Consider the following 23,636-nt stretch of genomic DNA (forward strand, 5'->3'; position numbering starts at 1 on the left):
AAAGACGTGGTTAAGACAGCAGGGCTGCGAGGGTGAGCAGCATGGTGATGTCGCTGACTTGTTGTGTTGCGCCTAAGATGTCGCCGGTTTGACCGTTAATTTTGGCCTTTGCGATTGTGGCGCAAGCGAGGGTGGCGAGCAGGGCTGCGGCAATGAGGGCGAGGCCGGTGATGTGCAGCAGGATCAGGCAGGCGATCACGGCGATGGCCACCGCGATCAGGGCGGTTTTTATATCGGGGCGTCCGACAGATTGGCTAAGGCCGTCTTCGCGCGCGTGGGGTAGGTGGGCCATGACGGGGACCATCACCGCGCGGCTGAGCATGGCCGTTGCGAGGACCGCCGGCCAGAGTGCGCCGTGGGCGATGATCAGGGTGAGGGCCTGCCAGCGCAGACCGAGGCCCAAGGTCAGAGCCAGCACCCCGTAGACCCCGGTGTGGCTGTCTTTCATGATTTTCAGGCAATGGTTTTTGTCCCAACCGCCCCACAGACCGTCCGCGGTGTCAGCCAGCCCGTCTTCGTGCATCGCGCCGGAGATGATCACGAGGGTCGCGAGGGTGAGGCCAGCAGAGAGGTTATCTGTCAGGCCCAGCCATAGGGCGATCTGGCCTGTGACACAGGCGAGCGCGCCAAGGATCAGACCCGCCAGCGGGTAGGCCCAAGCTGACGCGGCCCCGCGCGCCGTGGCGCGGTCGGTGTCGATGCGCACCGGCAAGCGGCTGAGCAACCCGAGTGCGGCAGCGATGTCCCACGGTGCGCCAAATCGTTCTTTGTCGGTGTCGCGCGCCATCGCTTCGCTTCCTGTCTGGTTATTTCTGCCCCATTCGGTAGAGACTGGATTAAATATTTGCAATGAGGCCTTTGATATGACTGCTCCTTTCGCCACTTTGAACGAGTTCCGCGCAATGCTGGAGGCCGCGACGGGGCCCGATATGGCCTCAATCGCGGGGGCCAAGGCGCGCAACGGGCAGTTGACCAAGCCACCTGGTGCGCTGGGTCGGTTGGAAGAGTTGGCGATTTGGTATGCAAGCTGGCGCAACACGGATCGCCCCCGCATCAAAAATCCGCAGATCATTGTTTTTGCAGGCAATCACGGCGTTTGTGCGCAAGGCGTGTCGGCATTTCCGCCCGAAGTCACAGCGCAGATGGTGGGCAATTTTGAACATGGCGGGGCGGCGATCAACCAGTTGGCTAAAACATTTGGCGCGACGTTGAATGTGCACGCGCTTGAACTTGAGATGCCGACGCAGGATTTCACCTCCGCCCCCGCGATGAGCGAGGTGGAGGTTGTGATTGCGCTGATGGCGGGTTGGGACGCGGTGGATCCAAAAGCGGATCTACTGGTTACCGGAGAGATGGGCATTGGCAATACAACGTCGGCGGCGGCTGTTGCGGCGGCGGTGCTGGGCGGGTCGGCGGCGGATTGGACCGGGCGCGGCACTGGTGTGGATGACGACGGTTTGGCGCGCAAAACGGACGCGGTTGCACGTGGATTGGCGTTGCATGACACGTCTGATCCGCTGGAGGCGCTGCGCTGTCTGGGCGGGCGCGAATTGGCAGCGATGGCGGGCGCGATTGCGGCGGCACGTCATCACCGCATTCCGGTTATTCTGGACGGGTTTATCTGTTGCGCAGCAGCGGCGACGTTGGAGAAGGCCGTTGCGGGATCGTTGGATCATGCGGTTGCAGGTCATTTAAGCGCCGAGGGCGCGCACGAAAAGTTGCTTGTGGCGTTGGGCAAATCACCGATTTTGGCGCTGGACTTGCGGCTTGGCGAGGGGTCTGGCGGGGCGTTGGCGATTGGTATCTTGCAGGCCGCAGTTGCGTGTCATTCTGGCATGGCGACATTTGCAGAGGCGGGCGTCGCGGCGGGCTGATCAGGGTTTGACGTGCGGTGTGGGTTTGGGGCTGTCGCTGCCACGGGTTGCTTTGCGTTCAGCCTCATCCAAGGTTTCGGTCAGCGCGCTCTCAAGGTCGCGGTCCGCGGCTTTGGCGCGTTCGATGTAGGCTTTGTTTTTGCCAATCGGGATATTGGGATCCCAGACTTCGGCCAGATCGCGCAACATGGCGCGGTCGTGGTGGTAGAACGACATCTCCGCTTCGGCGGCTTCATATTCCGAGAGCCCAAGATTTTCGAGCACATAGCGGCCCGCGCGCAGCGAGCTGTCGAACAATTCGCGCACGATGTCATTGGCCCCTGCCGCATAAAGTTCATAGACATGGACACGGTCGCGCGCGCGGGCAACAATATGCAAGTCGGGGCGATGGCTGCGGGCGTATCTGACGAGCGCAACGGCGGCGTCTTTGTTGTCCAAGGCCACGACCAGCACTGTCGCATCATCGAGGCCCGCGGCGTGTAGGATGTCGGGGCGGGTCGGGTCGCCAAAAAAGCCCTTGAAGCCGAATGTGCGCATCAGCTGCACGGTTTTGAGGTTATTATCGAGCACCACAGTGCTAAAACCGCTGGATTGCACAAGGCGGTTCACCACCTGCCCGAAGCGGCCAATACCAGCGATAATGACTGTGCCTTTTTCGTCGATTTCGTCTTCGGGATGGTCTGCGTCCTCAACATGCATGCGGCGCGACACGGCGTCATAGGCGATGAACAACAGCGGCGTGATCATCATCGACAAGGCCACAATCAGCAACAGATCTGCGCCCAAGGTCGGGCCAAGCACGTTTTGTTGCAGCGAAAAAGCGATCAGCACGAAGCCGAATTCACCGGCCTGTGCGAGGCCAAGGGTGAACAACCAGCGTGCGCGGCCTTTGATATTGAAGACCCGCGCCAGAAAGTACAACACGCAGCCCTTGATCACCATCACCGCGAGGGTCAGGCCGATGATGCGTACGGGTTTGGCCAGCAGAACGCCAAAGTCGATGCCGGCGCCCACGGTGATGAAGAACAGTCCCAACAGCAGGCCCTTGAACGGGGCAAGGTCGCTTTCGAGTTCGTGGCGGAATTCAGAGTTCGCGAGAACGACGCCCGCGAGGAATGTGCCAAGCGCTGCGGAGAGCCCGACGAGGCCCATCAGTGTGGCGATAGACACCACGATCAGCAGCGCGAAGGCGGTATACATTTCCCGCAGTCGTGCGTGGTGGATATAGCGAAACACCGGCTTGGTCAGGAAGACGCCGACAAGGACGACCGCAATCACAGCCCCGATGGTGACGAGCGTCACACCCCATCCGGGCAGGCCTTCAACGAGGCTCATGGAATGGTCGGCGGTGTCTTCCACAGGGCCGCGCGACATCGATCCGTCCAGTTGCACACGCACAGGCGCGCGCAGAGCCAACAGGGGCAGTATCGCCAGCATCGGGATAACAGCGATGTCTTGGGTGAGCAGGACCGAGAACGTGTTGCGCCCGCCGTTGGTTTGCATCAATCCCTTTTCGGACAGGGTTTGCAGCACGATGGCCGTTGAGGACAGTGCGAAGATCATCCCGATCGCAAGCGCGATTTGCCATTGCTGACCCGTCCACATGAACAGGGCCGTGATTAACAGCGTGGTCAGACCTATTTGCAAGCCACCCAGCCCGATCAGGCGGTGACGCATCCCCCACAAGGCACGGGGTTCCAGTTCAAGCCCGATCAAGAACAGCATCATCACAACACCAAATTCCGCGATGTGCTGCAATTCAGCGGCTTCCGCGCCAATCAGCGGCGCAATCGCGACTCCGGCCAGCAAATACCCCAACACCGACCCAAGGCCGAGGCGCGCGGCAAGCGGCACAGCAATCACAGCAGCGCCGAGCAGGATCGTGGCGAGGAGAAGGGTCTGTTCCATGAGAGTACTACTATCAGCGAATGTTCAAATATGCGTGTCGCGAAATGAGATGGGGTTAGCCAGCAACGCGCAGGGTGATTGCGCGACCTCGTTTGGAATAATTTAGTGCTTCAGCGCTGATGGCGGTCACACGGCCCCCGTCAAGTTGATCCCCGACTGTCACACGCACATAGCGCCCGTTGCCCATCCGTACCAGCGCACGCCGATCACCGGAGCCACCATAGATGCCGATCAAGTTGATTTCGCTCAGATTGATGGCGTTGTCCAGTGTCGCCGCTTGCGCAACAGAGCCACCGGTTGGGCCACTTGGGGTCACTGTTTGCGGCGCGACTGCGGCGGTTGCAACCTGTGTGGCTGCGCGTGCACGGGCGTCATTGGCGCGCGCGACGATGCGGGCCATGTTGCGGGGGCGCAGATCGGGGCGGCTGCTGACTGGAACGGCCAGCGCGGTTGGATTGACGATCGGGTTCGGACGATTGGAGGCGGCGAGCACGGCGGCTGCGATTTCGGGCGAGATTTGCAGACCCGTTGGCGCAGCTGCCGTTGGCGGCGCGACGGCCACTTCTTGGGCTACTTTGGGGATCGGGTCGGGGACAGGCGTTTGCGCGGGCGCGAGGCCCGCAGGGCGTGTGCGCGGGCGAAACGCTGTGGCTTGTGCGACGGTCAGCGCGCCAAGGACAGGGGTGTTTGCGGCAACGGCTTGCGCGGCAACGATATCAGCTGCGGCGACAAGAACGGCGGCGGGGCGCGGCAACGGGCGGAGTGTATCGGCGGTGGGCGATTGCGCGATGTTCGTGGTCAAGGCGGCGGCGATGTCTTGCGCGAGGTCTGCAACATCTGCTTGCGGCGGATCGGTGCCCGCGCGGACAGGCGGCAAAATTGGCGGTGAGCCGGTGAGAACCAGCAGGCCATCGGATGCCACGAGGGGCACGACACCGGATGCAAGCGCGGCAGCTCGTGGTGCGGCGACAGGCGCGATTGTTCCAGTGCGGATTGGTGGTTGGATGGCGGGGCGACCTGCGATGACGATGACGCCTTCGGGGGCATCTTCCAGAGGCGTTGCGTCTTGCGGGATCACGGCCGCGAGTTGATCTTGCGGTGTAATCACCGGTGCCACAGTGCCAGGTCGCGTCGGCGGATTAAGTGGTGGGCGTCCAACGATGACCAAAATACCGTCCGGCGTGATTGCGCCTTGCGGTGTTGCGACAACCAGACCTTCGGCATTGTAATCATAGGTTTGGCTTGGCGGAGGCGGATCAATCGGCGCGGCGATCAGGGCGTCACCCGCGACACTGCTGGCTGAGGCGAGCGGGCTGGAGGGAACCCGAAGCACAGGGCGCGGCGACACGGCGAGCGTCATTGCATCGAGTGTTGTTGTGCGGGGAATTTGGGGAATGCGGGGGGATCTTTGCCATACGCCGGTCGCGGCATAAAGGCGGGCTGCTTCTTCGGGGGGCAGGACCTGTCCGCCCGTTTGCAGGTCTGGCGTCACATTCGTGGCCACGTTGTCCGGTTGGGCGACAGCCGGATCGGCCAATTGCGTGCCATCAGCCGCTTGCGGTGCGGCCACCTCTGGCGCCGTGTTTTGGGGTGCAGTTGGGTCCGCTGCCATTTGTGTTTCGGAGGGTCCAAAGCCGAACCAACGTGCGAAGCCGTCTTCAGACAGGGCCGCCACGGCGGCCATGGCGAGCAGAAACAGCAGCAGAACTGCCGTCAGGATCAACCCCAGAAAGCGCGGCTTGCCACCAACGGCGGCCTTGGCTTTCGGTTTCGTTCGCGCACCAAAGACTGTCAGGCCGGGTTTTTCGTCAGGCGTGTCGGCGTGGCCGGTTTGGGCATCGTCGCGGGCCATGCGGCGGCTGGCGAACATGCCGCCAACCGCACCACCGACAGTTGATGCCGCGCCGAGGGCGGCTGCCGCAGCGCTGCGCTTTTCGTCAGGTTTGTCGGGTGCAGCGCTTTGGCCGCGGTCATCGTCGTCTCTAAGATCAGCGCGTGGGGCTGGATCAATGATCAGGGAGGCGGCCGCGATGGCCGCGTTGGGCGTGAGGGCCGTTGGCGCATTGCCTGTGATCGCCGGGGCCACGTCACTGTCGGGTGTATTGGTCGTGATGGGCTGTGCGATTGGCGCGCCAACAGGGGGCGTATCCGCTGTACGGCTGGGTGCCGAAAGTGGCGGCATTGGGTCGGTGCCTTTGCCTGTTGGCACCGACAGGGGCGGCGCGGACAAGGTCGGCGGTGTTTGACGGCTGAACGTGGGTTCTGCGCGTAGTTTCGGGGTCGTGTCGGTTTTTTGTGGAGGCGCGGGGCGGCCTTCGGTGCGATCTGCACGCAGTCGGGACGCGAACATTGGCGGGGCTGTGTCGGCCGCGTCTGTCGTTTTAGCGATGGCTTCGACGTCATCGGTGTTTGGGACAATGTCGCTTTCATCCCCGATCTCTGGCGCGTCGGTTGGAACGTCGGCAGGCGCGTCAACGACAAGTTCAGTAAGGTCTGCTTCGGGCTCAGGTGCTGCATCGGGCTCCGGCGCAGCAACGTCGGGCACGTCAGGAATGAAGGCCGCCACGAGGTCCTGCGGCGCATCGGCTTGCACGGCGGATTCGAGGTTCAGTTCAGGTATAGTGTCGGTCCCGACCGCAGCATCGGTTTGGCTGCCAGCTTCAATTTCAGCGACAGAGTCAACTGGGACGTCAGGTTCTGCAACGATGATTTCAGCTTCTGCAACTTTGACTGCAGATTCGCCGATGACGATCACTGAATCTTCGTCGCGTTCAACGGTTGTTCCGTCGACGCTGCCAAAAAACACTTCCCCCACATAGGTGAAGGGTTCGGGAACGGCGGCAAAGCTGACAGGATTAAATCCGTGTTCGGCAGCAAATTGCCTAGCTTCGATCAGGGTTTCCTTGGCTACGGCAGCCACATAGGTGCGCCCACCACCTTTGGCGTAATCATAGATCAAATCGTCGACCGCATAGGGCGTGGCCCCGTGCAATGCTTGGCGGACATCGTCGTCTTCAGCGCGGGTCGTATCCAGCGCGAGGTATTTTATTTGATCGTTGGGAATCAGTATCTTGGTTGAGATTCCGTTCGGTTCAAGAGTGTCTGCAGCGGCGCGCAACCGATCCAGTGCGCCCGTCAAATCGGCGTCATCGAGCGCAATTTGACCCACCAAATACCAGCCCCCCGACACGCGATGCATAAGACGCAGTCCATCAAAGGACAAAGACAAAGCAAAATTTGGTTTCATCGGCGTGACTTAGCATCCTGCGTTGGGGCTGAAAACTCCCCTTTTCCTTAACGCTTGGAAGTACAGCAAGCTTTCGCCCACGCCAAGTGAGACTTTTTGTTACAAAAATTTTCTAAAGCGGCCAAGGATAGCGGACCGACTCACGTCAGATATAAAGTAACAGCAAAACAGGAGAGTTTTCATGCGTCCTTTTATTGGCTTTTTATCAGTCACCCTTGTCTTTGCAGCACTGTCCGCGCCCGTGGCAGCACAAGATCGCACCATCTCGGTCACGGGCCAAGGTGAGGTCAGCGTCGAGCCGGACATGGCGACGGTGATCATCGGCGTTCAGGCTGAGGCGGACATTGCCGCCGATGCGTTGGACATCGCCAGCGCCTCTACGGCAGCGATTCTGGCGACTTTGGACGGGGAGGGCATTGCCGATGAGGATATTCGCAGCGGCGCGATCCGACTGAACCCGCGCTATTCCCAAAGCGCGCTGAGTTCGGGGACACAAATCACTGGTTATCAGGCGGTTAATTCTGTCGATGTGAAGGTGACGGACCTAGATCGTTTGGGTGGTTTGTTGGCCGCAGTGGTCGGGGACGGCGCGAACCGGTTGGACGGCGTACAATTTGGCCTGCTTGACCCGTCTGAGGCAACGGACGAGGCGCGCCGACGTGCCGTTGCCGAGGGCGCGCGGCTGGCGCAGCTTTATGCAGACGCGGCGAGCGTTTCGCTGGGCGAGTTGATGATGCTGAATGAGGCCGGCAGCGGTGGCTATCGGATGTTTGACATGTCGCCTGTCATCGTGTTGGAAATGTCGTCTTCGCCGCAATATGACGTGCCCATTGCAGCCGGAAAGATAGAGATGAACGCGTCGATCACATTGGTTTACGCGCTTGTTGAGTGATCACCGCGCGTGCAACAAAACAGGGCGCCGCGATTCGCGACGCCCTGTTTTACGCGATAATTCAGGCGGTCGCTTTCGCAAGCGCCTGATTTAGATCTGCGATCAAGTCCGTCGCGTCCTCGAGCCCGATGGACACACGCACGACACCGGGACCGGACCCTGCGGCCTTTTGTTGGTCCTCCGACAGTTGGCGGTGGGTCGTTGAGGCGGGGTGAATGATCAGGCTGCGGGTGTCGCCAAGGTTGGCCACGTGGCTGAAGATTTCCAGCGCATCGACCAGTTTGATGCAGGCGTCATAACCGCCCTTCACGGCGAAGGTGAACAGCGCTGAAGCGCCGCGCGGACAGACGTCTTTAATGCGGTGAAAATACGGGGATGATTCGAGGCCTGCGTAGGTCACGTAGTCGACGCGGTCGTCCGCCTCCAACCAGTTGGCGAGCTTGGTTGCGTTTTCGACATGGCGATCCATGCGCAGTGACAGGGTTTCAACACCCATCAAGGTGTAATGCGCCGCTTGCGGGTTCATCGTCATGCCAAGGTCGCGCAGGCCGATGGCGATGCCATGGAACGTATAGGCGAGGGGACCAAACGTTTCCGCGAACTTGAGGCCGTGATACGCGGGTTCGGGCTGGGACAGGCTCGGAAATTTGTCCGACGCGGTCCAGTCAAACTTGCCGCTGTCCACCACACAACCGCCCGTCACAGTGCCGTTGCCAGTGAGGTATTTGGTGGTGGAATGAACCACCAGCGTCGCGCCATGTTCGATCGGGCGGCACAGGTACGGCGTGGCCGTGGTGTTGTCGATGATCAGCGGGATGCCAGCGGCGTCAGCGAGATCGGCAACCGCACGCACGTCCATGATGTGGCCGCCCGGATTGGCAATTGCCTCACCGAAAATCGCGCGGGTGTTGTCGTCGATTGCGGCTTTGATTGCGTCGGCATCATCAATGTCGACGAATTTGGCTTCCCAGCCGAACCGCTTGATCGTTTGGCTGAACTGCGTCACGGACCCACCATAAAGGCGCGTGGACACGACGACGTTCTTGCCCGGCGACATGATCGGGAACAGCGCCATCAACTGCGCGGCGTGACCAGACGAGCAACAGACAGCACCCGCGCCGCCCTCAAGTGTGGCGATGCGTTCTTGCAGCACGGCGACGGTGGGGTTGGTCAGGCGGGAATAGATGTATCCGACCTCTTGCAGGTTGAACAACGCGGCGGCGTGATCCGCGTCGCGAAAGACATATGCCGTTGTTTGATAAATTGGCGTGTTGCGCGCGCCTGTGGCGGGGTCGGGGCGCGCACCTGCGTGGATTTGCAAAGTGTCAAAACCGTAAGATGAGGTGTTGGTCATGGGTTGTCTCCAAGGGTAAAGTTGATCCGACTTTAGGGTTAAACGCCAGCGACCTCAATGTGGCCTTGGGTGCAAAGCGATCCGGTTCCGAAACAAGAACAACGTTTGCGGGAAAATGGTTTTGACGGAGCGTTTGTTCGGGGCTTGGTCGTTGAGCAAACCGACGTTCCCTGCACCCAGACTGACGGAAATAAGAAAAGGAGCGCGACCGCGCATTCTAAAGCCTTAGTGCGGCAGCGCGATCGTCGCCTTTAGGGGGATTGTTTGAATTTGGCCTTCGCCTCTGGCGGGGATATTTCAAGAGCAAAGACGATAAGGAAGATTTAACCAGAATCACCGAAGGTCAAGATGCGGTACAGGCGGGGACGCCGATGGCCGTAAGCGAAGACGATTAGCTCGTTTTGACCCGGCGCGTGTTTTCTTTTCGCGTCGGGTTTTCGCTGTCTTGTTTGTCATTGCTTTAAAAAATATCCTCGGGGGGGCTCGAAGAGTGGGGGCAGATCGCCCCCTGTGCGGCATTATACACTCGGTTGCATCTCTAGCAGTGACTGCGCTCACAATGGCTGAGGATTTTTGCAAAAATCCGCTCCCCTCTCGCCGCAGATCCAAGGGATTGGTTTTCCGATCCATCAGCCCTTTGGATCAGCGCATCCAGAAGCCTTCTTTCTTGATCCGGTTGCGGATTTGGCGTTCGCGCGGCGGCAAGTCGTTTTGATCAAACAATGCGCGGACTTTTTCGCCTCTGCCTTGGTAGATCATCCGTTTGAACGGATCATATTGTTTGAGCCATTTTTTGACCTTGTTGGGCGCCGTGACCGCGTCGAGTGCGGCAACAACCGTGTCGTTTTCGCGTGCGTAAAGCAGCGGTAGCATGCGGTAGTGGCAGGTCAAATCACCGTCCAACCCAGCAAGGTCACTGCCGGGGCGGCCGCCGCCAAAACTGTGGATTACAAGTGGCAATGTAACTTGGTCGAGCCAAGGGTCCAGCGATTGCAGCACCAGTTCTTCGGGGCGGTTGTCGCGCACGTCCAGCGCCCAGTCTTTCCAACGCGCACCAAACGTCGGCGCGTCATGGCCGGTGATCCAGCCCGCATTGAAATATAAGTAACGTTGCCAATATTCATCCGGTTGATCGGTATCCAGCGTGCTGTCAAAATCCAGCCCGTAGCGGTCATAAAGTGATTTCCATATGGCGATGTAGCCTGGCCAATACAGTTCTTCTTCGGGCCAGGTTCCGGTGCGCCGCATAGAGGCGCTTGGCCGTGTGAAATCGGTGGACAGCGTGGTAATATCACCGACGATCAGGGTGTTTGTGTCCAAAAACAGAAAATTGCGGTCCGCGGGCATGGCGCACAGCGCTTCGATTTTGTTGCCGTACGGATAATGCGCGCCAAAGACCTCGTTCACGAAGGGCAAGATGACTGCGCCGACGGCTTCTAGTGCGGCTTTGATGTCGCCGGGCATTGTTGGATCTTTTGGCCATAGTGGGCCAGGTTGCGGTTCGGCGACGTAAAGTGTGCCTGCAAAGTTTGGGGCGTTGGCCTTTAGGGACGCTGCCAGCAACAAGGCTTCGTATTGCAACCGCCCGCCTTGGCCGACGATCACGATGTCGAAATCGGACGACGGGGTCTGGCCGGTTGCATGTTTGCGCGGGGTGGTCTTTTTCGCCATTTTATTGCCTGCTTGCTCTATGTTGACACTATAGGGGGGCTGCGGGCGCCAAGGGAAGGCCCGTTTGCTGCATCAGGTTTGCTGTAGAGGGAGAGCGCGATGATTGATTTATTCTTACCGCTGATTATTGGAATTGGCATCGGGATCGATCCGCCCGGGCGCGGGGAGGCGGTGGCCGATGTGGCGATGGTTCAGACGCAGGATGCGCTTATTGCACCGCTTGACCTTGGGTCCGGTGATGATCTGGATGCGGCGCGCGAACTGGAACCGCAAATCCCGAGTGGCAAATACACCACCGCGATGGAAGTCCGCCCGATCCTTGGGATGACCAAGAACAACTGGGTCGGCGTGCGTGAATTTGATAGCCAAGACCTGCTGTATTTTACCCACCTGATGGCGTGGCGCTGCGGGCTTTGGGATATCCGCTACGGCATCAACGGCGAACCTGCGATCAACGTCATGCCGATGGAGCCGTGCAACGAGGCGTTCGCGCAGCCCAATGCTATGATCGATATCGAGAATTTTCTGCCCTATGTGGTGTTCCCGCTGGGATCGATCGAAAGCGTCTACGTCGAAATTGTGTTTGATGACGGCGGGTCGGATTTCGCGCAATTTGATCGAAACGAAGTGCGGATTCCGTGAGGCGGGATTTTCGCGGGTGTTTGTGAGTTCAGCCGTATGGACCGTAGGCCAATGTGTTGTGCGAATTGCAATAATAAGCGTGCGAACCTTGCGCCCATTCAGGATCAGGCAGCAAATTTAAAATGATGGCAAGTGTAAGCTGCGATATCGAAAGTTATAGGCATTTAAACAAATGCGCGTTCAGGTCGGGCCGTTGACATTATACCACCAACCCGAAAAACAACCATTCGCCATCTTTTCCGAGCCGTTTGGGGACACCAATTGCGCAGGTAATCGGCATGGCAATCATTACATTGAAAACATTACATTTACGGCAGTATGCGCGCATTTTTGCATGGTTGTTTCTGGTATATCTAGCCACGCGACTGGGTGATACATGGATGTTAAGTAGCGGTAACGTGGCGTTGTTTTGGCCATCAAATGCCATTTTGCTTGCCGCGCTTATCCTGCTGGATCCTAGGCTCAGGACTCATAACCAAAATATGACGGTTGCGGCGAGAGCGATTGCGGAGAGGAAGACTGTTGGTGATCTGTCGTAGCGAGTTGCGACGCGTCGCCAATCTTTGAGCCTTCCGAACATTCTCTCGATACGGTTGCGTCGTTTGTAACGGCGCTTGTCGTACTTGACGGTCTTTTTGCGCGACTTGCGACCGGGGATGCAGGGCGTTGTGCCGTTGTCTACAAGGGTTTCACGGAACCAATCAGCATCGTACCCTCTGTCAGCGAGGAGCCAGTCAGCCTCAGGCAGATTATTCATCAAGGCGGCTGCACCAGTGTAATCACTGACTTGTCCTGCTGTGATGAAGAGGCGGATTGGTCGTCCGCTGGTGTCTGTGGCAGCATGTAGCTTTGTATTCATACCGCCCTTGGTCAACCCGATCAGGCGTCCTCGCCCCCCTTTTTTAACCGCAGGCTGGCGGCCGTACGATGTGCTTTGAGGTAGGTGGCGTCCACTGCCCGGCAGTCGAAACGCAGTTTTGATGAGAGGGGATTGAGATGGTTTTGTTGTCGGGGGCCTGCTCGGCCAGCCCCATCAAGATTTGGGCAAATATGCCCATATCACTCCAGCGCTTCCATCGATTATATAGCGTCTTCGGCGGTCTATACTCGGAAGGTGCATCACACCACCTTAAACCATTGCGATTGATGAAGATAATGCTACTCAAAACACGACGGTCATCCACACGAGCACGACCTCGGCTCTTTGGAAAGTACGGCCGGAGACGCTCCATCTGCGCCTCAGTCAGCCATTACAAATTGCTCATAATATCCCCCTACAATTGAAGGAGCTATGCTTGAATTTGGGTGACGCGCATCATCAGGCGGCGTGGTTTTCGGTGTCACCGGTCACTTCGACACCGTCGTTGAATTTGATGCCATCGATGACTTTTGGCAACTGGTTTCTACCCTTGAGCCTCAACCATTTCTTTGATGCGGCCTGAATGAGGGTAAAAACCATCAGCTTTGCAGTTTTTTGCGACAGTGCGCCTTTGGTACGAACCGTTCTGTGTCGGACGGTGGCAAACACGCTTTCTATAGGGTTTGAAGTGCGTAGATGGCCCCAATGTTCCGCCGGAAAATCAAAGAATGCGAGCATCGCGTCTTGATCCTTGATTAGACATGCAACGCCCTTTGGATATTTGACCTCATATTTCTCAGAGAACACTGCCAGCGCCGCTTCTGCTTCTTTGCGCGTCCCTGCGTGCTGGATGTTATCCAGATCTGACTTCACAGCCGGTGCCATCTGCTTGGGAAAACAATTCAGAACATTCTTCACCTTATGCACCCAACACCGTTGGTGTTTTGTGCCTGGAAATGCCCTGTCCAGCGCGTTCCAAAACCCCATGGCCCCGTCACCAACCGCAATTTCCGGTGCGACGGACAACCCACGACTTTTTATGTCGGTCAGTAACTCATGCCAACTCTGTGCGCTCTCCCGCAGACCGACCTGAAAGCCGATCAATTCTTTCTTGCCCTCCGGTGTTGCACCGATGATCACCAGCATGCATTCGGCATTTTCTTCCATCCGGGCCTGAAGATAGACGCCATCGGCCCAGATGTAGACATAGTGACGAGCAGAGAGATCACGCCGGGTCCAGGTGTCATATTGTGCCTGCCATCCAGCCGTCAGTCGCGAAATGACGCTTGGCGAAAGGTTCGGCGCGTCGGTGCCCATAATGGCTGACAGCGCTTCTTGAAAATCACCCGTTGAAATGCCTTTCAGATAAAGCACCGGCAACAAGGCATCTAAGCTTACCGAGCGGCGCGCCCATTTCGGCAGTATGTTCGATGTAAAGCGGATTTTTTTGGACGGATCAGGTGTTGCCAGCCGGTCGCGCACCTTGGGCCGCTGGACATCCAGAGAACCAATGCCGGTCTGGATCTGCCGTTCAGGGCCAAATCCATGCCGCACAATCCGCTGGCGGCCATCCTCCAGCTGTTCATCTGCAAAGCTGGCGACAAATGCATCAGCTTCGGCTTTCAGCGCTTCCGCCAACATCCGGCGGGCACCCTCCCGTGCAAGCTCTGTCAACGGATCTACGATCGTTTCCGATTGGTGGAACGGCAGGATCTGTGTATCGTTCTTCATAGGCGTATTGCTCCTTGTGAGGTTCTGGCCGGCTTTGACACCTGCCACAATACGCCGCCTTTCAAATCACGCCATCACCCAAATTCCACCATAACTCCAATTGAAGACTATGAATCACCACAACGCGACAAACTCAATCAATTAATGGGTCCTGACCCTAGTTCGAAAGCCTCTGCCTCGGACGCACCGTTCAAGAAGTCGCGCGGTTGAATCTTATTCTTGTCGAGTATGGTCGTTAGCCGTGGGTGTCCCGTGTATCCCACGCCGTAAATGTCGATCAACAGTCTGGCGAGGTCAAATTTGTTTTCATCAGAGATGATGAACGAGGGCTTCCCACCCAACACGCGATAGCGGTATTCGATTGCTGCGAAGCCGTAGTTGATATCCCTCATGTTCCAATGGAGGTACTTCATGCCTCGATGCCCACCGATATGCTCGAAGAAGGCATCCAGCATCTTTAGCTCTAGGGTGTCGTAGTGCTCTGTGATCCCCGCAAGGTCGATGCCATCCAACTCCGCAACTTGATGAGCCGAGAAGGATACGGTCTGGCCTGAGTCAAGCCTGCGCACCGCGATGGAGGTGATCCTTGGCGAGCGACCGTCCGTGCGATCATAAAAGCTCTCGCAAGAGTAGTGTATAACCCAGACATTTGCTGCGTCTTCAAAGAGCCGGTCAACTGCCGCTCTGGAAGACTTCTGCTTTCTCGGATCAGGTGCCGACAATTTGATGTAATCCTGTACAATTAAATATGGCTTCAAAGTTAATTAAACCGTCTCTTGCATTGACAGCACTTGAGGCACTGACATGCAAGCTCTTCTCTTTTCCGCAGCGCGCCTTGGATAGCGGCGATGGACCAAACGTCAACGTGCCGCTTTTGTAAGTTTTCACGGTTGAAAGGCTGTGTCTTGTGCATGCAACTTCACCTCTGAGTTCCCCCATGTCGTGCTGGGCACGAACGTCGCGTTTGGGCTGTGATCTGCCATCCGTTCCTGGCTGCAACAACGGCAACTACGGGCGGGACGCAAACCTTACGAATATTACCCTGAATGGCAATTTTGTCCGCAATATCTGGCCTTGGTGCTGGATGCGGTCAATTTGCCGAAAGCTGCGATTTAATGGATCGCAAAGAGTGACGGGAAGGCCCGATCAAGGACGATCTAATGGACGTGGCCTGCAATCAATCGCGTGTCGGAGCGCCGGTTAAACAAGACAGAATCAATGCTGGCCTTCGCCAGTTAGTTGACGGAACGGTGGAGGTGCGACACAAGTGAGACACGGGTGAGACATAAGTCCCCTGTATTTCAACAGCTTGCACCTGAAATGCACTGCGTTTGTTGGGATAAGAGTAAGTGGTGGGCGACCCTGGAATCGAACCAGGCGTGCGTTTCCGCGAGAGAGTTACAGTCTCCTGCCACACCTTGCGGCCTGACGCCCACTGGAGGCGTGAATAGCTTTGGCCACTGGGGGCGTCAACCTCAATTCGGGGTCAGGTCTTGCGGTTTTTGTGCGTTCTCGCCATGAGGGGGCAAATACAAAGGAATGCACCGTGAAAAAACCAACCTGGGTTGTCGATAAAGAACGCAACAAGCGTGCTGCTGCCAATGAGACTGTGTGGCTGTTTGGCATCCATGCGGTGCGCGATGCCCTGCTGAACCCCGCGCGTGAGAAATTGCGCTTTGTTGTGACCAAGAACGCGTTTGATCGTCTTGGGGGTGCGGTGGACATTGGATTGAAAGACGGCGGGCCGGAACCTGAAATGTGCGAGCCGCGCAATTTCGCAGCACCTATTGATCCACAATCGGTGCACCAAGGTGCGGCTTTGGAGGTTAAACCGCTGGACTGGGGTAAAATCGAGGATCGCTGCATGGGGGACGGGGTGAACCCGCCACGTGTGGTTTTGCTTGATAAAGTGACCGACCCGCACAATGTCGGCGCAATTTTACGATCCGCCGAGGTGTTTGGCGCGCAGGCCGTCATTGCGATGAACCGGCATGCCGCCCCTGAAACAGGCGCGTTGGCGAAGACGGCCAGCGGTGCGATGGAACGCCAGCCCTACCTGCGGGTGCGCAATTTGGCAGATGCCATCGTTGAGCTTCAGGCCATGGGGTATCTGGTGCTTGGCTTGGACGGCGAAGCCGAACAGACGATTGAACAGGTGGTCGAGGGGAAACGCGACCGCGCGATTGCGCTGGTTTTGGGGGCTGAGGGGCCGGGTCTTCGTGATAAGACGAAGGAAACCTGCGATGCTTTGGTGCGAATCGACTTTGCGGGTGAATTCGGCTCGCTCAACGTCTCGAACGCGGCGGCTGTGGCCCTATATGTAAGCAGAGCATCGTAACGCGGAGACCACATGCCTGCCCAAAAGATTGCGACTTGTTGTTATTGCGGCACCCGCGCCGCGTTGGTTTTGCGCGGTAACGACCGCCATGAGCTGAGCTGTTCAAGCTGTGGCGCGCCGCTGCATAACCTTAAAATGTTACCGATCAGCGGTGGGCTGCTGGCTGCGCGCGCAGCGTCACCGAGCCCCCAAAGCAGTGCACCCAAAACAGCCCCATCCCAAGCCGCGAAAGGTGGAAAAACGTAAGAAACGCAAAGGGTTGTTTAAACGGCTTGCCGACGATCTGTGGGACGAAATCGAAGACATCTTTGATTGAAACAATTCAGCTTGGTCTGTCACAGATTGGCGAGGTGGGTTTTTTTGTGCGCGCGGATGGGCCAAATTAGCTGAAACGCCCAATCAACCGGAGATTCCGATGCTCAACCGCCGCACATTATTGATCGCCGCCGCCGCCGCCGCCGCACCGCTGGCCGCGTTTTTAACCCGTCCTGCCGTGGCCGCTGAACCATATGTTTTTGCGGTGGACGGCATCGCCATTCGCGGCGCGGACCCTGTTGCGTTCTTTTCACAAGGCGCGCCAGTTCAAGGCAGCGCGGATCATGCGCTGATGTGGGACGGGGCGACGTGGCATTTTTCCAGCGCTGCCAATATGGAAATGTTCATGGCTGACCCAAGGGCCTACGCACCCGAGTATGGCGGGTATTGCGCGTTTGCGATGTCAAAGGGCTATATTGCAACGTCGGTGCCGGAAGCTTGGACGATCCATGACGGAAAACTCTACCTCAATTATTCGATGAGCGTCCGCCGGACTTGGTCGCGAGACATTCCGGGCAATATCGTGTTGGCGGATGCGCAATGGCCGGCAATCCTTGCGTAGTGATCCATTGGTGCCGCTGATCCCAAGGGATAACAGCGGATCGCAAGGTGTTCACGTTTTGCTGATGGCCCTTTAACTGCTGCACATCGTTCCCACGTCTATAACACGAACAAGGATTGGATCCCCCTTGTTCAAATTTACTGTCCCTCGTTCCGCACTCCGCGCCCGGTTTATTAACCGGGCGCTTTTTTGTGGCGCAAAGATCGGCTAAGCAGGTGTTATGTACAGCGATCAATTGCTCAAAGATGTTTTGAACCGGATGAAAACCGTGGCGGTGGTTGGCGTTTCTGCCAATCCGGTGCGGCCCAGCTATTTTGTGGCGCGATACTTGTCGCGCAAAGGCATTCGCGTGGTGCCGGTGAATCCTGGACTGGCGGGACAGGAGCTTTTTGGTGAAACGGTTTACGCGACCCTGTATGATATCCCGTTCGATGTGGATATGGTCGACGTGTTTCGCCGATCCGATGCGGTGCCTGCCATTGTTGATGAGGCGCTTGCGCGCTGGCCGGACCTGCAGACGATTTGGCTGCAAATCGGTGTGGAGCATGCGGACTCGGCTGAAGTGGCGCAGGCGCGCGGGGTGACGGTGATCCAGAATCGTTGCCCTAAGATCGAATATCAACGGCTGTTTGGCGAGTTGCGGATGGGTGGTTTTGCGACCGGTGTAATTTCGTCGAAATTGTGAGTGGCGAGGGGGCGCTGCCCCCGCTGCGCCCCCCGGGATATTTTTTAGACAAAGGCAGGGGTGAGAAAGACAGGGCTTAAGAGGGGTCTTCCACCATCAGGTCTGCGGCGACGCGGATGTCGCGCAGCGGGCGCACACGGCGGATCGATTCAGCATAGAGCGGGTGGGCTTTGTACGCGGCGAGTGCTGCGGTGTCTTTGATGTCAGCCATGACCACGAAATCGGGGTGTGGGCCGGGAATTTCGTCCACGGCAAGGTTGCGCGCGACGCTGAAGCGCAGGGCGTGCGGATTGTCTTTCAGGATCCAAAGCCCTGCTTCGATTTCGTCGAGATCATTGGGGTCAATCGCAGAGAAGAAGGCAATGTGGCGGATCATCGGTTGGCCTTTTCTGTGAGGCCCGATTGGGCCGTTCGGCGGGCCAGTTCAGCCTCAATATCATCAAGCGTGACATCGTGGGCGGCGCACATGACCAGCAGGTGGTACATGACGTCGGCGGCCTCGGATGTGAGCCGTGCCTTATTGCCTTTTGTGGCTTCGATGATCGCTTCTACCGCTTCTTCGCCAAATTTTTCGGCGGCTTTGTCGGGATCGGCGAGCAATTTGGCGGTCCAGCTTGTGTCTGGGTCCGCATGTTTGCGGGTGGCGATGGTTTGGGCCAGTTGTTTTATGGACATATCAGAGCCTTACAGGAATGCCAGCGGCGTGCATATGCGCCTTGGCTTGCGGAATTGTGTAGGTGCCGAAGTGAAAGATCGACGCGGCGAGGACCGCAGACGCGCCCCCCAGCGTGACCCCTTCGACGAGGTGGTCAAGTGTGCCGACACCCCCCGAGGCGATCACAGGAATGGACACGGCATCGGTCACGGCGCGGGTCAGGGCGAGGTTGAAACCGGACTTGGTGCCATCATTGTCCATCGCCGTGAGCAGGATTTCACCTGCGCCTTTGGCTTGTGCCGTCAGGGCGAATTCTACCGCATCGATGCCCGTTGCCCGTCGCCCGCCGTGGGTGAAGATTTCCCAGCGGCCGGGTGCCACCGTTTTGGCATCAATGGCGCAGACGATGCACTGGCTGCCAAAGCGCAGGGCGGCTTCGCTCAGCACGTCCGGGTCGGCGACGGCGGCAGAGTTGAACGACACCTTATCCGCCCCCGCCAGCAGCAGTTTTCGCACGTCCCCGTGGCTGCGCACGCCGCCGCCGATTGTCAGCGGCATAAAGCACGCCTCAGCCGTCCGGGTGGCCAAGTCATACATGGTGCCGCGGTTTTCTTCGGTGGCCATGATATCGAGGAAGCACAACTCGTCTGCGCCAGCCGCGTCATAGGCACGCGCGGTTTCAACGGGATCGCCTGCGTCCACGATGTCGACAAAGTTTACACCTTTGACAACGCGGCCGTTGGCGACATCAAGGCAAGGGATGATACGGGTTTTCAACATGGGGCAGGTCTAATCGCAGTTTGGCCAAAGGAAAAGGGCGCTCAGCCGTGATGTCGCACACGCGACAAGGCGGTGCGGGCGATTGCGATGTGAAACGGCATGATCGCGGTGAGGTACAACCGGCCGCTCAAATTGTGCGGCGATACCCACGTGGAGAGGCTGACCTGTCCATCTTGCAACAAGATAGACACGCGAAAGTTCAGATGTTTGTCATCAAATCCAGCGATGACTTTGCGGTCATTTTTGATTCTATACACAGAGTCCTCGATCATCCGAATTTTGGCGGGTTGACGTCTGGACGTAGACCGATTCAGCTATCTGCATGATCCGTCCCGGTTTTCTTTCTCCCACGGAGCGCCTTGAGCTTGAGGTCTGTGTTCGCAGTCAACGTGAAGATCATGGGGTTGCACGGCGTGCAAATGCGCTTCTTTTGCTTGATGATGGGAAGTCCTGTCAGGTAATCGCGGAATTTCTATATTTGGACGACGACACCGTTCGCGGCTGGCACAAAACCTATCGTGAAAACGGCTGGGATGCGCTTGCAGTTGATGGCTGGAAAGGCGGTCACTCTCGTATGGCCGCTGACCAAGAGGCGGCATTATGCGACTGGCTGGACGGCCGCTTCTGCCACTCGTCGGTTGAGATAAGAGCCCACGTTTCAACAAAATTTGGCCTGCGCTACTTGCACTCTGGCTGCATCAAGCTTCTTGCCCGGTTGGGGTTTGAATATCGCAAGCCCAAGGCCCTGCCGCGCGTTGTCTCTGCTGAAAAGCAGGCCGCATTTATCACATTGTACGAACGTCTGATGGGCGATCTGGGCGCAGATGAAGCCGTCTATTTCGCTGATGCTGTACATCCTGAATATCAGACAAAACCCAGCCATGGCTGGGTAAAGGCAGGATCAAACCCGGCGATCAAAACTACAGCAGGGCGTGGCCGCGTAAACATCCATGGCGCGCTGAACCTCGAAACCTTCGACACGCCCTTTGTCGAGCCAACCACCGTGGACGGCGTTAGTGCCGCGCAACTTCTAGCCAAGATTGAGGCTCGCAATCCCGACAAGCGAATGATCCACGTTATCTGGGACAATGCCGCCTATCACAAAGGGCCAGATGTCAGTTCCTTTCTCGCAAGGCCAGACTGCCGCATACATCTTATCCAGTTGCCGCCATATTGCCCGCATCTCAACCCCCTTCTCGGCAGATTGCTGCGCAATCGCCTGTCAGCAATGATCGAGCGATTATGGGCGGTCATGCATCAACATGTGACGCACAATCGATATCACCCGACACAAAAACAGTTCGTGAATGCGATCCTGAAATTCTTTCGCGAAACCATCCAAAATGAGTGGAAAACCTTCCGAAGCCAAGTCTCAGACAATTTCCGCGTCATAACTCATGAAAAATTTCGGGTTTTGCCATAGCTGCGGTATAATAGGAAAAATTCGAACTTTATCAGGGCTGTCTGGTCCGAATCTGATGCGCCGCTGAAATTGTCGCGACTATTGAGCAAATTGACGCAGTGAGTTTTGGCAGTGAATTTAGGCCGAGAGGGATTTGAGGGCAGCCGTCAGATCAATCGCCCCGTCGTACAATGCCCGCCCCGAGATCGCGCCGGAAATCACGCCCGTCGCCTTGAGCGCCTCAAGGTCGGCCAAGGATGACACGCCGCCAGAGGCGATGACGGGAATGTCCACGGCGCGGGCCAGGCTTTCGGTTGCGGTGATATTGGGCCCCTTCATTGCGCCGTCGCGCAGGATGTCGGTGTAAATGATCGCGGCGATGCCCGCGTCTTCAAACGATTTGGCCAGATCGGTGACGTTGACGTCGGTCTCGTGCGCCCAGCCTTTGGTGGCGACAAACCCGTTGCGCGCGTCCAACCCGACGGCAACTTGGTTCGGGAATGCGCGCGCCGCTTGGCGCACCAGATCGGGATTTTCGACAGCCACGGTGCCAAGGATCACGCGGGTCAGTCCACGATCCAGCCAGCGTTCAATTGTCGCCATGTCGCGAATGCCACCGCCAAGTTGCGTGGGCACGGGGCAGGCGGCAAGGATCGCCTCGACGGGGGCGGCGTTGACCGGTTCACCAGCAAACGCGCCGTTCAGGTCGACCAAGTGCAGCCATTCACAGCCCGCATCAACAAATGCACGGGCCTGCGCGGCCGGATCGTCGTTGAACACCGTCGATTGATCCATGTCGCCATGTACAAGCCGCACGGCTTGCCCGTCTTTGAGGTCGATTGCGGGATAGAGGATCATGCTGGCACCTGTGGTTTTACGTTGAGAGCGTTTATGCACGCGGCGGCGCCAGATGCAACGCGACCCTACGTTATGCTTGTATAGAATCGGATTTCGCGGCCAATATCTGCGCAATCTCAGGGAGGAGACACAAGATGATGAAAATAGCACTCACACTCGCGGCCACCATCGGCTTTGCTGGCGCAGCTTTTGCGGACCCGCTTGAAGGGACGTGGCGCACGCCAACAGACGACAACGGCAATTCGGGTCTTGTTGTGGTGGCACCTTGTGGTGCGGCCCTGTGCGGCACGCTTTCGCAATCGTTTGACAGTTCGGGCGCACAGATGGCATCGCCAAATATCGGTCGCCAGATCATTTTTGATACGACCCCATCCGGCGATGGTGCATATCGCGGGCAGGTCTGGTCGCCGGACCGTGACAAGACCTACAATTCGCGCCTGCAGCTGGCGGGCGACACGTTGTCGGTGTCTGGCTGTGTGTTCGGCATTTGTCGCGATGGCGGCACTTGGATCCGAAATTAAGGTATTACCTTAGCAACTGGTTCTAGTATCTTGAAATAAATAATTAAAGCCGCGTTTGGAAAATCCTATGCGCGGCTTTTTCTATGGCGTCCACTGTAGGAAATTGGCGATCAGCCGCAGGCCTGCGCTTTGGCTTTTTTCGGGATGAAACTGTGTGCCGATGATGGTGTCGCGCCCCACAATGGCCGTGACGTCACCCGCGTAGTCGCAATGCGCCAGACGTTGCGCGCTGTCGCCCATCACCATCTGCCATGAGTGGACAAAATACGCGTGATCGCCGGTGTTGATTCCGTCTAGCACAGGGTGCGGCGCGTCGATGACAAGATCGTTCCAGCCCATGTGCGGCACAGGCAGCGCCAGATCGGCGGGGGTTATTTTGTGGACTTCGCCGTTGATCCAGCCAAAGCCCGCAGTTTCCTGATATTCGAACCCCTTGATCGCCAGCATTTGCATGCCGACGCAGATGCCCATGAAGGGCACGGCGCGGACCTCAACGCTTTCGTGGATCGCGTCGGCCAGTCCTGAAATGCCGTGTAGTTCAGCGTGACAATGCGGAAATGCGCCGTCACCGGGCAGGACGATCCGGTCCGCTTTGGCGACGATATCAGGGTCGCCAGTGACGACAATCGCGCCCGCGTCGGTTTCAGCCGCCATGCGTTCAAACGCTTTTTGCGCCGAATGCAGATTGCCGCTGTCATAATCGATCAATACCGTTGTCATACGATTAAAGCGCACCCTTGGTAGACGGGATCGCGTCGGCCTTGCGCGGATCGGTTTGTACAGCGACGCGCAACGCGCGGGCCACGGATTTGAACGCGGCCTCAACGATGTGGTGGCTGTTAAATCCGTGCAGGCGGTCAATGTGCAGCGTGATGCCGCCATGGGTCGACAGCGCTTGGAAAAATTCGCGCACCAGTTCGGTGTCAAAGCTGCCGATTTTAGCCGTGGGCAGATCAAGATTGCAAATCAGATAGGGTCGCGCGGACAGATCGAGCGCACAGCGCACCTGCGCGTCGTCCATGGCCAAGTGGCAGTCGCCGTAACGGTTGATGCCGCGCTTATCGCCAAGGGCGTCCACCAGCGCCTGACCGAGCGCAATGCCAACGTCTTCAACCGTGTGGTGATCGTCGATGTGCAGATCGCCGCTCGCGCGCACGGTCATGTCGATCAGCGAATGGCGCGCCAGTTGATCCAGCATGTGGTCAAAAAAGCCCACGCTGGTCTGGTTGTCGTAAATGCCTGTTCCATCGAGGTTAATTTCAACGGAAATATCAGTCTCGGCGGTTTTGCGGGTGATTGTACTGGTGCGCATGGGGCTACTTCCTTGATGTCGAGGGCCTTA

22 protein-coding genes, 1 tRNA gene and 1 pseudogene are annotated in these 23,636 nt (G+C 57.8%); 8 read left to right on the forward strand and 16 right to left on the reverse strand.

Annotated elements, in window-relative coordinates; genetic code table 11:
- Positions 1-10 precede the first annotated feature (10 nt).
- Positions 11-787, reverse strand: coding sequence for an adenosylcobinamide-GDP ribazoletransferase (locus OA238_RS04025; protein ID WP_015494185.1), 777 nt, complete (start codon positions 785-787; stop codon positions 11-13).
- A 76-nt stretch (positions 788-863) separates the two neighbouring features.
- Between OA238_RS04025 and cobT the strand changes: the two genes are divergently transcribed.
- Positions 864-1,874, forward strand: coding sequence for a nicotinate-nucleotide--dimethylbenzimidazole phosphoribosyltransferase (cobT, locus tag OA238_RS04030; protein ID WP_015494186.1), 1,011 nt, complete (start codon positions 864-866; stop codon positions 1,872-1,874).
- Here the strand turns inward: cobT and OA238_RS04035 are convergent, their stop codons facing one another.
- Positions 1,875-3,782, reverse strand: a complete 1,908-nt coding sequence (locus tag OA238_RS04035) for a cation:proton antiporter domain-containing protein (protein ID WP_015494187.1) — start codon at positions 3,780-3,782, stop codon at positions 1,875-1,877.
- 55 nt (positions 3,783-3,837) lie between these two features.
- Entirely contained in the window at positions 3,838-7,029 is a 3,192-nt protein-coding gene (locus tag OA238_RS04040) for a hypothetical protein (RefSeq protein ID WP_144055826.1), read from the reverse strand.
- 181 nt (positions 7,030-7,210) lie between these two features.
- Between OA238_RS04040 and OA238_RS04045 the strand changes: the two genes are divergently transcribed.
- A complete protein-coding gene (locus OA238_RS04045; protein ID WP_015494189.1) occupies positions 7,211-7,921 on the forward strand; it encodes an SIMPL domain-containing protein in 711 nt (236 codons plus the stop codon).
- Positions 7,922-7,982: 61 nt separating this feature from the next.
- Here OA238_RS04045 and OA238_RS04050 read toward each other — a convergent pair whose 3' ends face one another.
- Both OA238_RS04050 and OA238_RS04060 read right to left on the reverse strand, forming a co-directional pair.
- On the reverse strand, positions 7,983-9,275 hold the full coding sequence (locus tag OA238_RS04050) for an O-acetylhomoserine aminocarboxypropyltransferase/cysteine synthase family protein (protein WP_015494190.1): 1,293 nt from the start codon (positions 9,273-9,275) through the stop codon (positions 7,983-7,985).
- A 642-nt stretch (positions 9,276-9,917) separates the two neighbouring features.
- On the reverse strand, positions 9,918-10,946 hold the full coding sequence (locus tag OA238_RS04060; RefSeq protein WP_015494191.1) for a hypothetical protein: 1,029 nt from the start codon (positions 10,944-10,946) through the stop codon (positions 9,918-9,920).
- Between the two features lie 99 nt (positions 10,947-11,045).
- Here OA238_RS04060 and OA238_RS04065 point away from each other — a divergent pair, with 99 nt between their 5' ends.
- The gene (locus tag OA238_RS04065) at positions 11,046-11,588 is read left to right on the forward strand and encodes a hypothetical protein (RefSeq protein WP_015494192.1); all 543 of its coding nucleotides are present in this window, start codon (positions 11,046-11,048) and stop codon (positions 11,586-11,588) included.
- Between the two features lie 469 nt (positions 11,589-12,057).
- Here OA238_RS04065 and OA238_RS29660 read toward each other — a convergent pair.
- The 4 genes and pseudogenes from OA238_RS29660 to OA238_RS32390 form a co-directional block, all read right to left on the reverse strand.
- A pseudogene (locus tag OA238_RS29660) lies at positions 12,058-12,820 on the reverse strand (IS5 family transposase).
- Positions 12,821-12,906: 86 nt separating this feature from the next.
- A complete protein-coding gene (locus OA238_RS04075; RefSeq protein WP_015494194.1) occupies positions 12,907-14,178 on the reverse strand; it encodes an IS256 family transposase in 1,272 nt (423 codons plus the stop codon).
- 137 nt (positions 14,179-14,315) lie between these two features.
- The gene (locus OA238_RS04080; protein WP_015494195.1) at positions 14,316-14,900 is read right to left on the reverse strand and encodes a hypothetical protein; all 585 of its coding nucleotides are present in this window, start codon (positions 14,898-14,900) and stop codon (positions 14,316-14,318) included.
- A 628-nt stretch (positions 14,901-15,528) separates the two neighbouring features.
- Positions 15,529-15,612: transfer RNA gene (locus OA238_RS32390), tRNA-Tyr, on the reverse strand.
- A gap of 112 nt (positions 15,613-15,724) precedes the next feature.
- On the opposite strand from OA238_RS32390, the gene rlmB reads away from it, so the two are divergent.
- From rlmB to OA238_RS04100, 3 genes are all read left to right on the forward strand, one after another.
- Positions 15,725-16,516, forward strand: a complete 792-nt coding sequence (rlmB, locus tag OA238_RS04085) for a 23S rRNA (guanosine(2251)-2'-O)-methyltransferase RlmB (protein ID WP_044036265.1) — start codon at positions 15,725-15,727, stop codon at positions 16,514-16,516.
- A gap of 415 nt (positions 16,517-16,931) precedes the next feature.
- Positions 16,932-17,393 (forward strand): YHS domain-containing (seleno)protein, encoded by a 462-nt coding sequence (locus OA238_RS04095; protein WP_015494197.1) that lies wholly within the window; start codon positions 16,932-16,934, stop codon positions 17,391-17,393.
- Positions 17,394-17,613: 220 nt separating this feature from the next.
- A complete protein-coding gene (locus OA238_RS04100; RefSeq protein ID WP_015494198.1) occupies positions 17,614-18,078 on the forward strand; it encodes a CoA-binding protein in 465 nt (154 codons plus the stop codon).
- Positions 18,079-18,154: 76 nt separating this feature from the next.
- Here the strand turns inward: OA238_RS04100 and OA238_RS04105 are convergent, their stop codons facing one another.
- Genes OA238_RS04105 through OA238_RS04120 form a run of 4 tightly spaced genes read right to left on the reverse strand, consistent with a single transcriptional unit; the run spans position 18,155 to position 19,770 of the window.
- The gene (locus OA238_RS04105) at positions 18,155-18,454 is read right to left on the reverse strand and encodes a Dabb family protein (protein WP_015494199.1); all 300 of its coding nucleotides are present in this window, start codon (positions 18,452-18,454) and stop codon (positions 18,155-18,157) included.
- Positions 18,451-18,753 (reverse strand): phosphoribosyl-ATP diphosphatase, encoded by a 303-nt coding sequence (locus tag OA238_RS04110; RefSeq protein WP_015494200.1) that lies wholly within the window; start codon positions 18,751-18,753, stop codon positions 18,451-18,453. The genes OA238_RS04105 and OA238_RS04110 overlap by 4 nt, the downstream gene beginning before the upstream one ends.
- 1 nt (position 18,754) lies before the next feature.
- Positions 18,755-19,513 carry an imidazole glycerol phosphate synthase subunit HisF gene (gene hisF / locus OA238_RS04115; protein WP_015494201.1) on the reverse strand — a complete coding sequence of 253 codons (759 nt, stop codon included), beginning with the start codon at positions 19,511-19,513 and terminating at the stop codon, positions 18,755-18,757.
- Between the two features lie 41 nt (positions 19,514-19,554).
- Positions 19,555-19,770, reverse strand: a complete 216-nt coding sequence (locus OA238_RS04120) for a DUF2867 domain-containing protein (RefSeq protein WP_245581437.1) — start codon at positions 19,768-19,770, stop codon at positions 19,555-19,557.
- Positions 19,771-19,835: 65 nt separating this feature from the next.
- Between OA238_RS04120 and OA238_RS04125 the strand changes: the two genes are divergently transcribed.
- Positions 19,836-20,936: an IS630 family transposase gene (locus tag OA238_RS04125; protein ID WP_015494202.1), complete on the forward strand. Its 1,101-nt coding sequence runs from the start codon at positions 19,836-19,838 to the stop codon at positions 20,934-20,936.
- Positions 20,937-21,053: 117 nt separating this feature from the next.
- Here OA238_RS04125 and hisA read toward each other — a convergent pair whose 3' ends face one another.
- On the reverse strand, positions 21,054-21,773 hold the full coding sequence (gene hisA, locus OA238_RS04130) for a 1-(5-phosphoribosyl)-5-[(5-phosphoribosylamino)methylideneamino]imidazole-4-carboxamide isomerase (RefSeq protein WP_015494203.1): 720 nt from the start codon (positions 21,771-21,773) through the stop codon (positions 21,054-21,056).
- A gap of 134 nt (positions 21,774-21,907) precedes the next feature.
- Here hisA and OA238_RS04135 point away from each other — a divergent pair, with 134 nt between their 5' ends.
- Positions 21,908-22,294 carry a DUF2147 domain-containing protein gene (locus tag OA238_RS04135; RefSeq protein ID WP_015494204.1) on the forward strand — a complete coding sequence of 129 codons (387 nt, stop codon included), beginning with the start codon at positions 21,908-21,910 and terminating at the stop codon, positions 22,292-22,294.
- A gap of 81 nt (positions 22,295-22,375) precedes the next feature.
- Here OA238_RS04135 and hisH read toward each other — a convergent pair whose 3' ends face one another.
- Together hisH and hisB are read right to left on the reverse strand one after the other, a co-directional pair.
- Positions 22,376-23,014: an imidazole glycerol phosphate synthase subunit HisH gene (gene hisH, locus OA238_RS04140; protein ID WP_015494205.1), complete on the reverse strand. Its 639-nt coding sequence runs from the start codon at positions 23,012-23,014 to the stop codon at positions 22,376-22,378.
- A gap of 4 nt (positions 23,015-23,018) precedes the next feature.
- Positions 23,019-23,606 carry an imidazoleglycerol-phosphate dehydratase HisB gene (gene hisB, locus OA238_RS04145; RefSeq protein ID WP_015494206.1) on the reverse strand — a complete coding sequence of 196 codons (588 nt, stop codon included), beginning with the start codon at positions 23,604-23,606 and terminating at the stop codon, positions 23,019-23,021.
- Positions 23,607-23,636 lie beyond the last annotated feature (30 nt).

It is taken from the genome of Octadecabacter arcticus 238, from assembly GCF_000155735.2.
Taxonomy (GTDB): domain Bacteria; phylum Pseudomonadota; class Alphaproteobacteria; order Rhodobacterales; family Rhodobacteraceae; genus Octadecabacter; species Octadecabacter arcticus.

Bases quoted from the DNA above. Each gene is read 5' to 3' on its own strand.
- OA238_RS04075 (WP_015494194.1), bottom strand. From the start codon at position 14,178: ATGAAGAACGATACACAGATCCTGCCGTTCCACCAATCGGAAACGATC.
- OA238_RS04095 (WP_015494197.1), top strand. From the start codon at position 16,932: ATGCTCAACCGCCGCACATTATTGATCGCCGCCGCCGCCGCCGCCGCA.
- hisF (WP_015494201.1), bottom strand. From the start codon at position 19,513: ATGTTGAAAACCCGTATCATCCCTTGCCTTGATGTCGCCAACGGCCGC.
- hisH (WP_015494205.1), bottom strand. From the start codon at position 23,014: ATGACAACGGTATTGATCGATTATGACAGCGGCAATCTGCATTCGGCG.
- OA238_RS04045 (WP_015494189.1), top strand. From the start codon at position 7,211: ATGCGTCCTTTTATTGGCTTTTTATCAGTCACCCTTGTCTTTGCAGCA.
- OA238_RS04100 (WP_015494198.1), top strand. From the start codon at position 17,614: ATGTACAGCGATCAATTGCTCAAAGATGTTTTGAACCGGATGAAAACC.
- OA238_RS04135 (WP_015494204.1), top strand. From the start codon at position 21,908: ATGATGAAAATAGCACTCACACTCGCGGCCACCATCGGCTTTGCTGGC.
- OA238_RS04060 (WP_015494191.1), bottom strand. From the start codon at position 10,946: ATGGCGAAAAAGACCACCCCGCGCAAACATGCAACCGGCCAGACCCCG.
- OA238_RS04035 (WP_015494187.1), bottom strand. From the start codon at position 3,782: ATGGAACAGACCCTTCTCCTCGCCACGATCCTGCTCGGCGCTGCTGTG.
- hisA (WP_015494203.1), bottom strand. From the start codon at position 21,773: ATGATCCTCTATCCCGCAATCGACCTCAAAGACGGGCAAGCCGTGCGG.
- OA238_RS04110 (WP_015494200.1), bottom strand. From the start codon at position 18,753: ATGTCCATAAAACAACTGGCCCAAACCATCGCCACCCGCAAACATGCG.
- cobT (WP_015494186.1), top strand. From the start codon at position 864: ATGACTGCTCCTTTCGCCACTTTGAACGAGTTCCGCGCAATGCTGGAG.
- OA238_RS04025 (WP_015494185.1), bottom strand. From the start codon at position 787: ATGGCGCGCGACACCGACAAAGAACGATTTGGCGCACCGTGGGACATC.
- OA238_RS04125 (WP_015494202.1), top strand. From the start codon at position 19,836: ATGATCCGTCCCGGTTTTCTTTCTCCCACGGAGCGCCTTGAGCTTGAG.
- OA238_RS04065 (WP_015494192.1), top strand. From the start codon at position 11,046: ATGATTGATTTATTCTTACCGCTGATTATTGGAATTGGCATCGGGATC.
- OA238_RS04040 (WP_144055826.1), bottom strand. From the start codon at position 7,029: ATGAAACCAAATTTTGCTTTGTCTTTGTCCTTTGATGGACTGCGTCTT.
- hisB (WP_015494206.1), bottom strand. From the start codon at position 23,606: ATGCGCACCAGTACAATCACCCGCAAAACCGCCGAGACTGATATTTCC.
- OA238_RS04105 (WP_015494199.1), bottom strand. From the start codon at position 18,454: ATGATCCGCCACATTGCCTTCTTCTCTGCGATTGACCCCAATGATCTC.
- OA238_RS04050 (WP_015494190.1), bottom strand. From the start codon at position 9,275: ATGACCAACACCTCATCTTACGGTTTTGACACTTTGCAAATCCACGCA.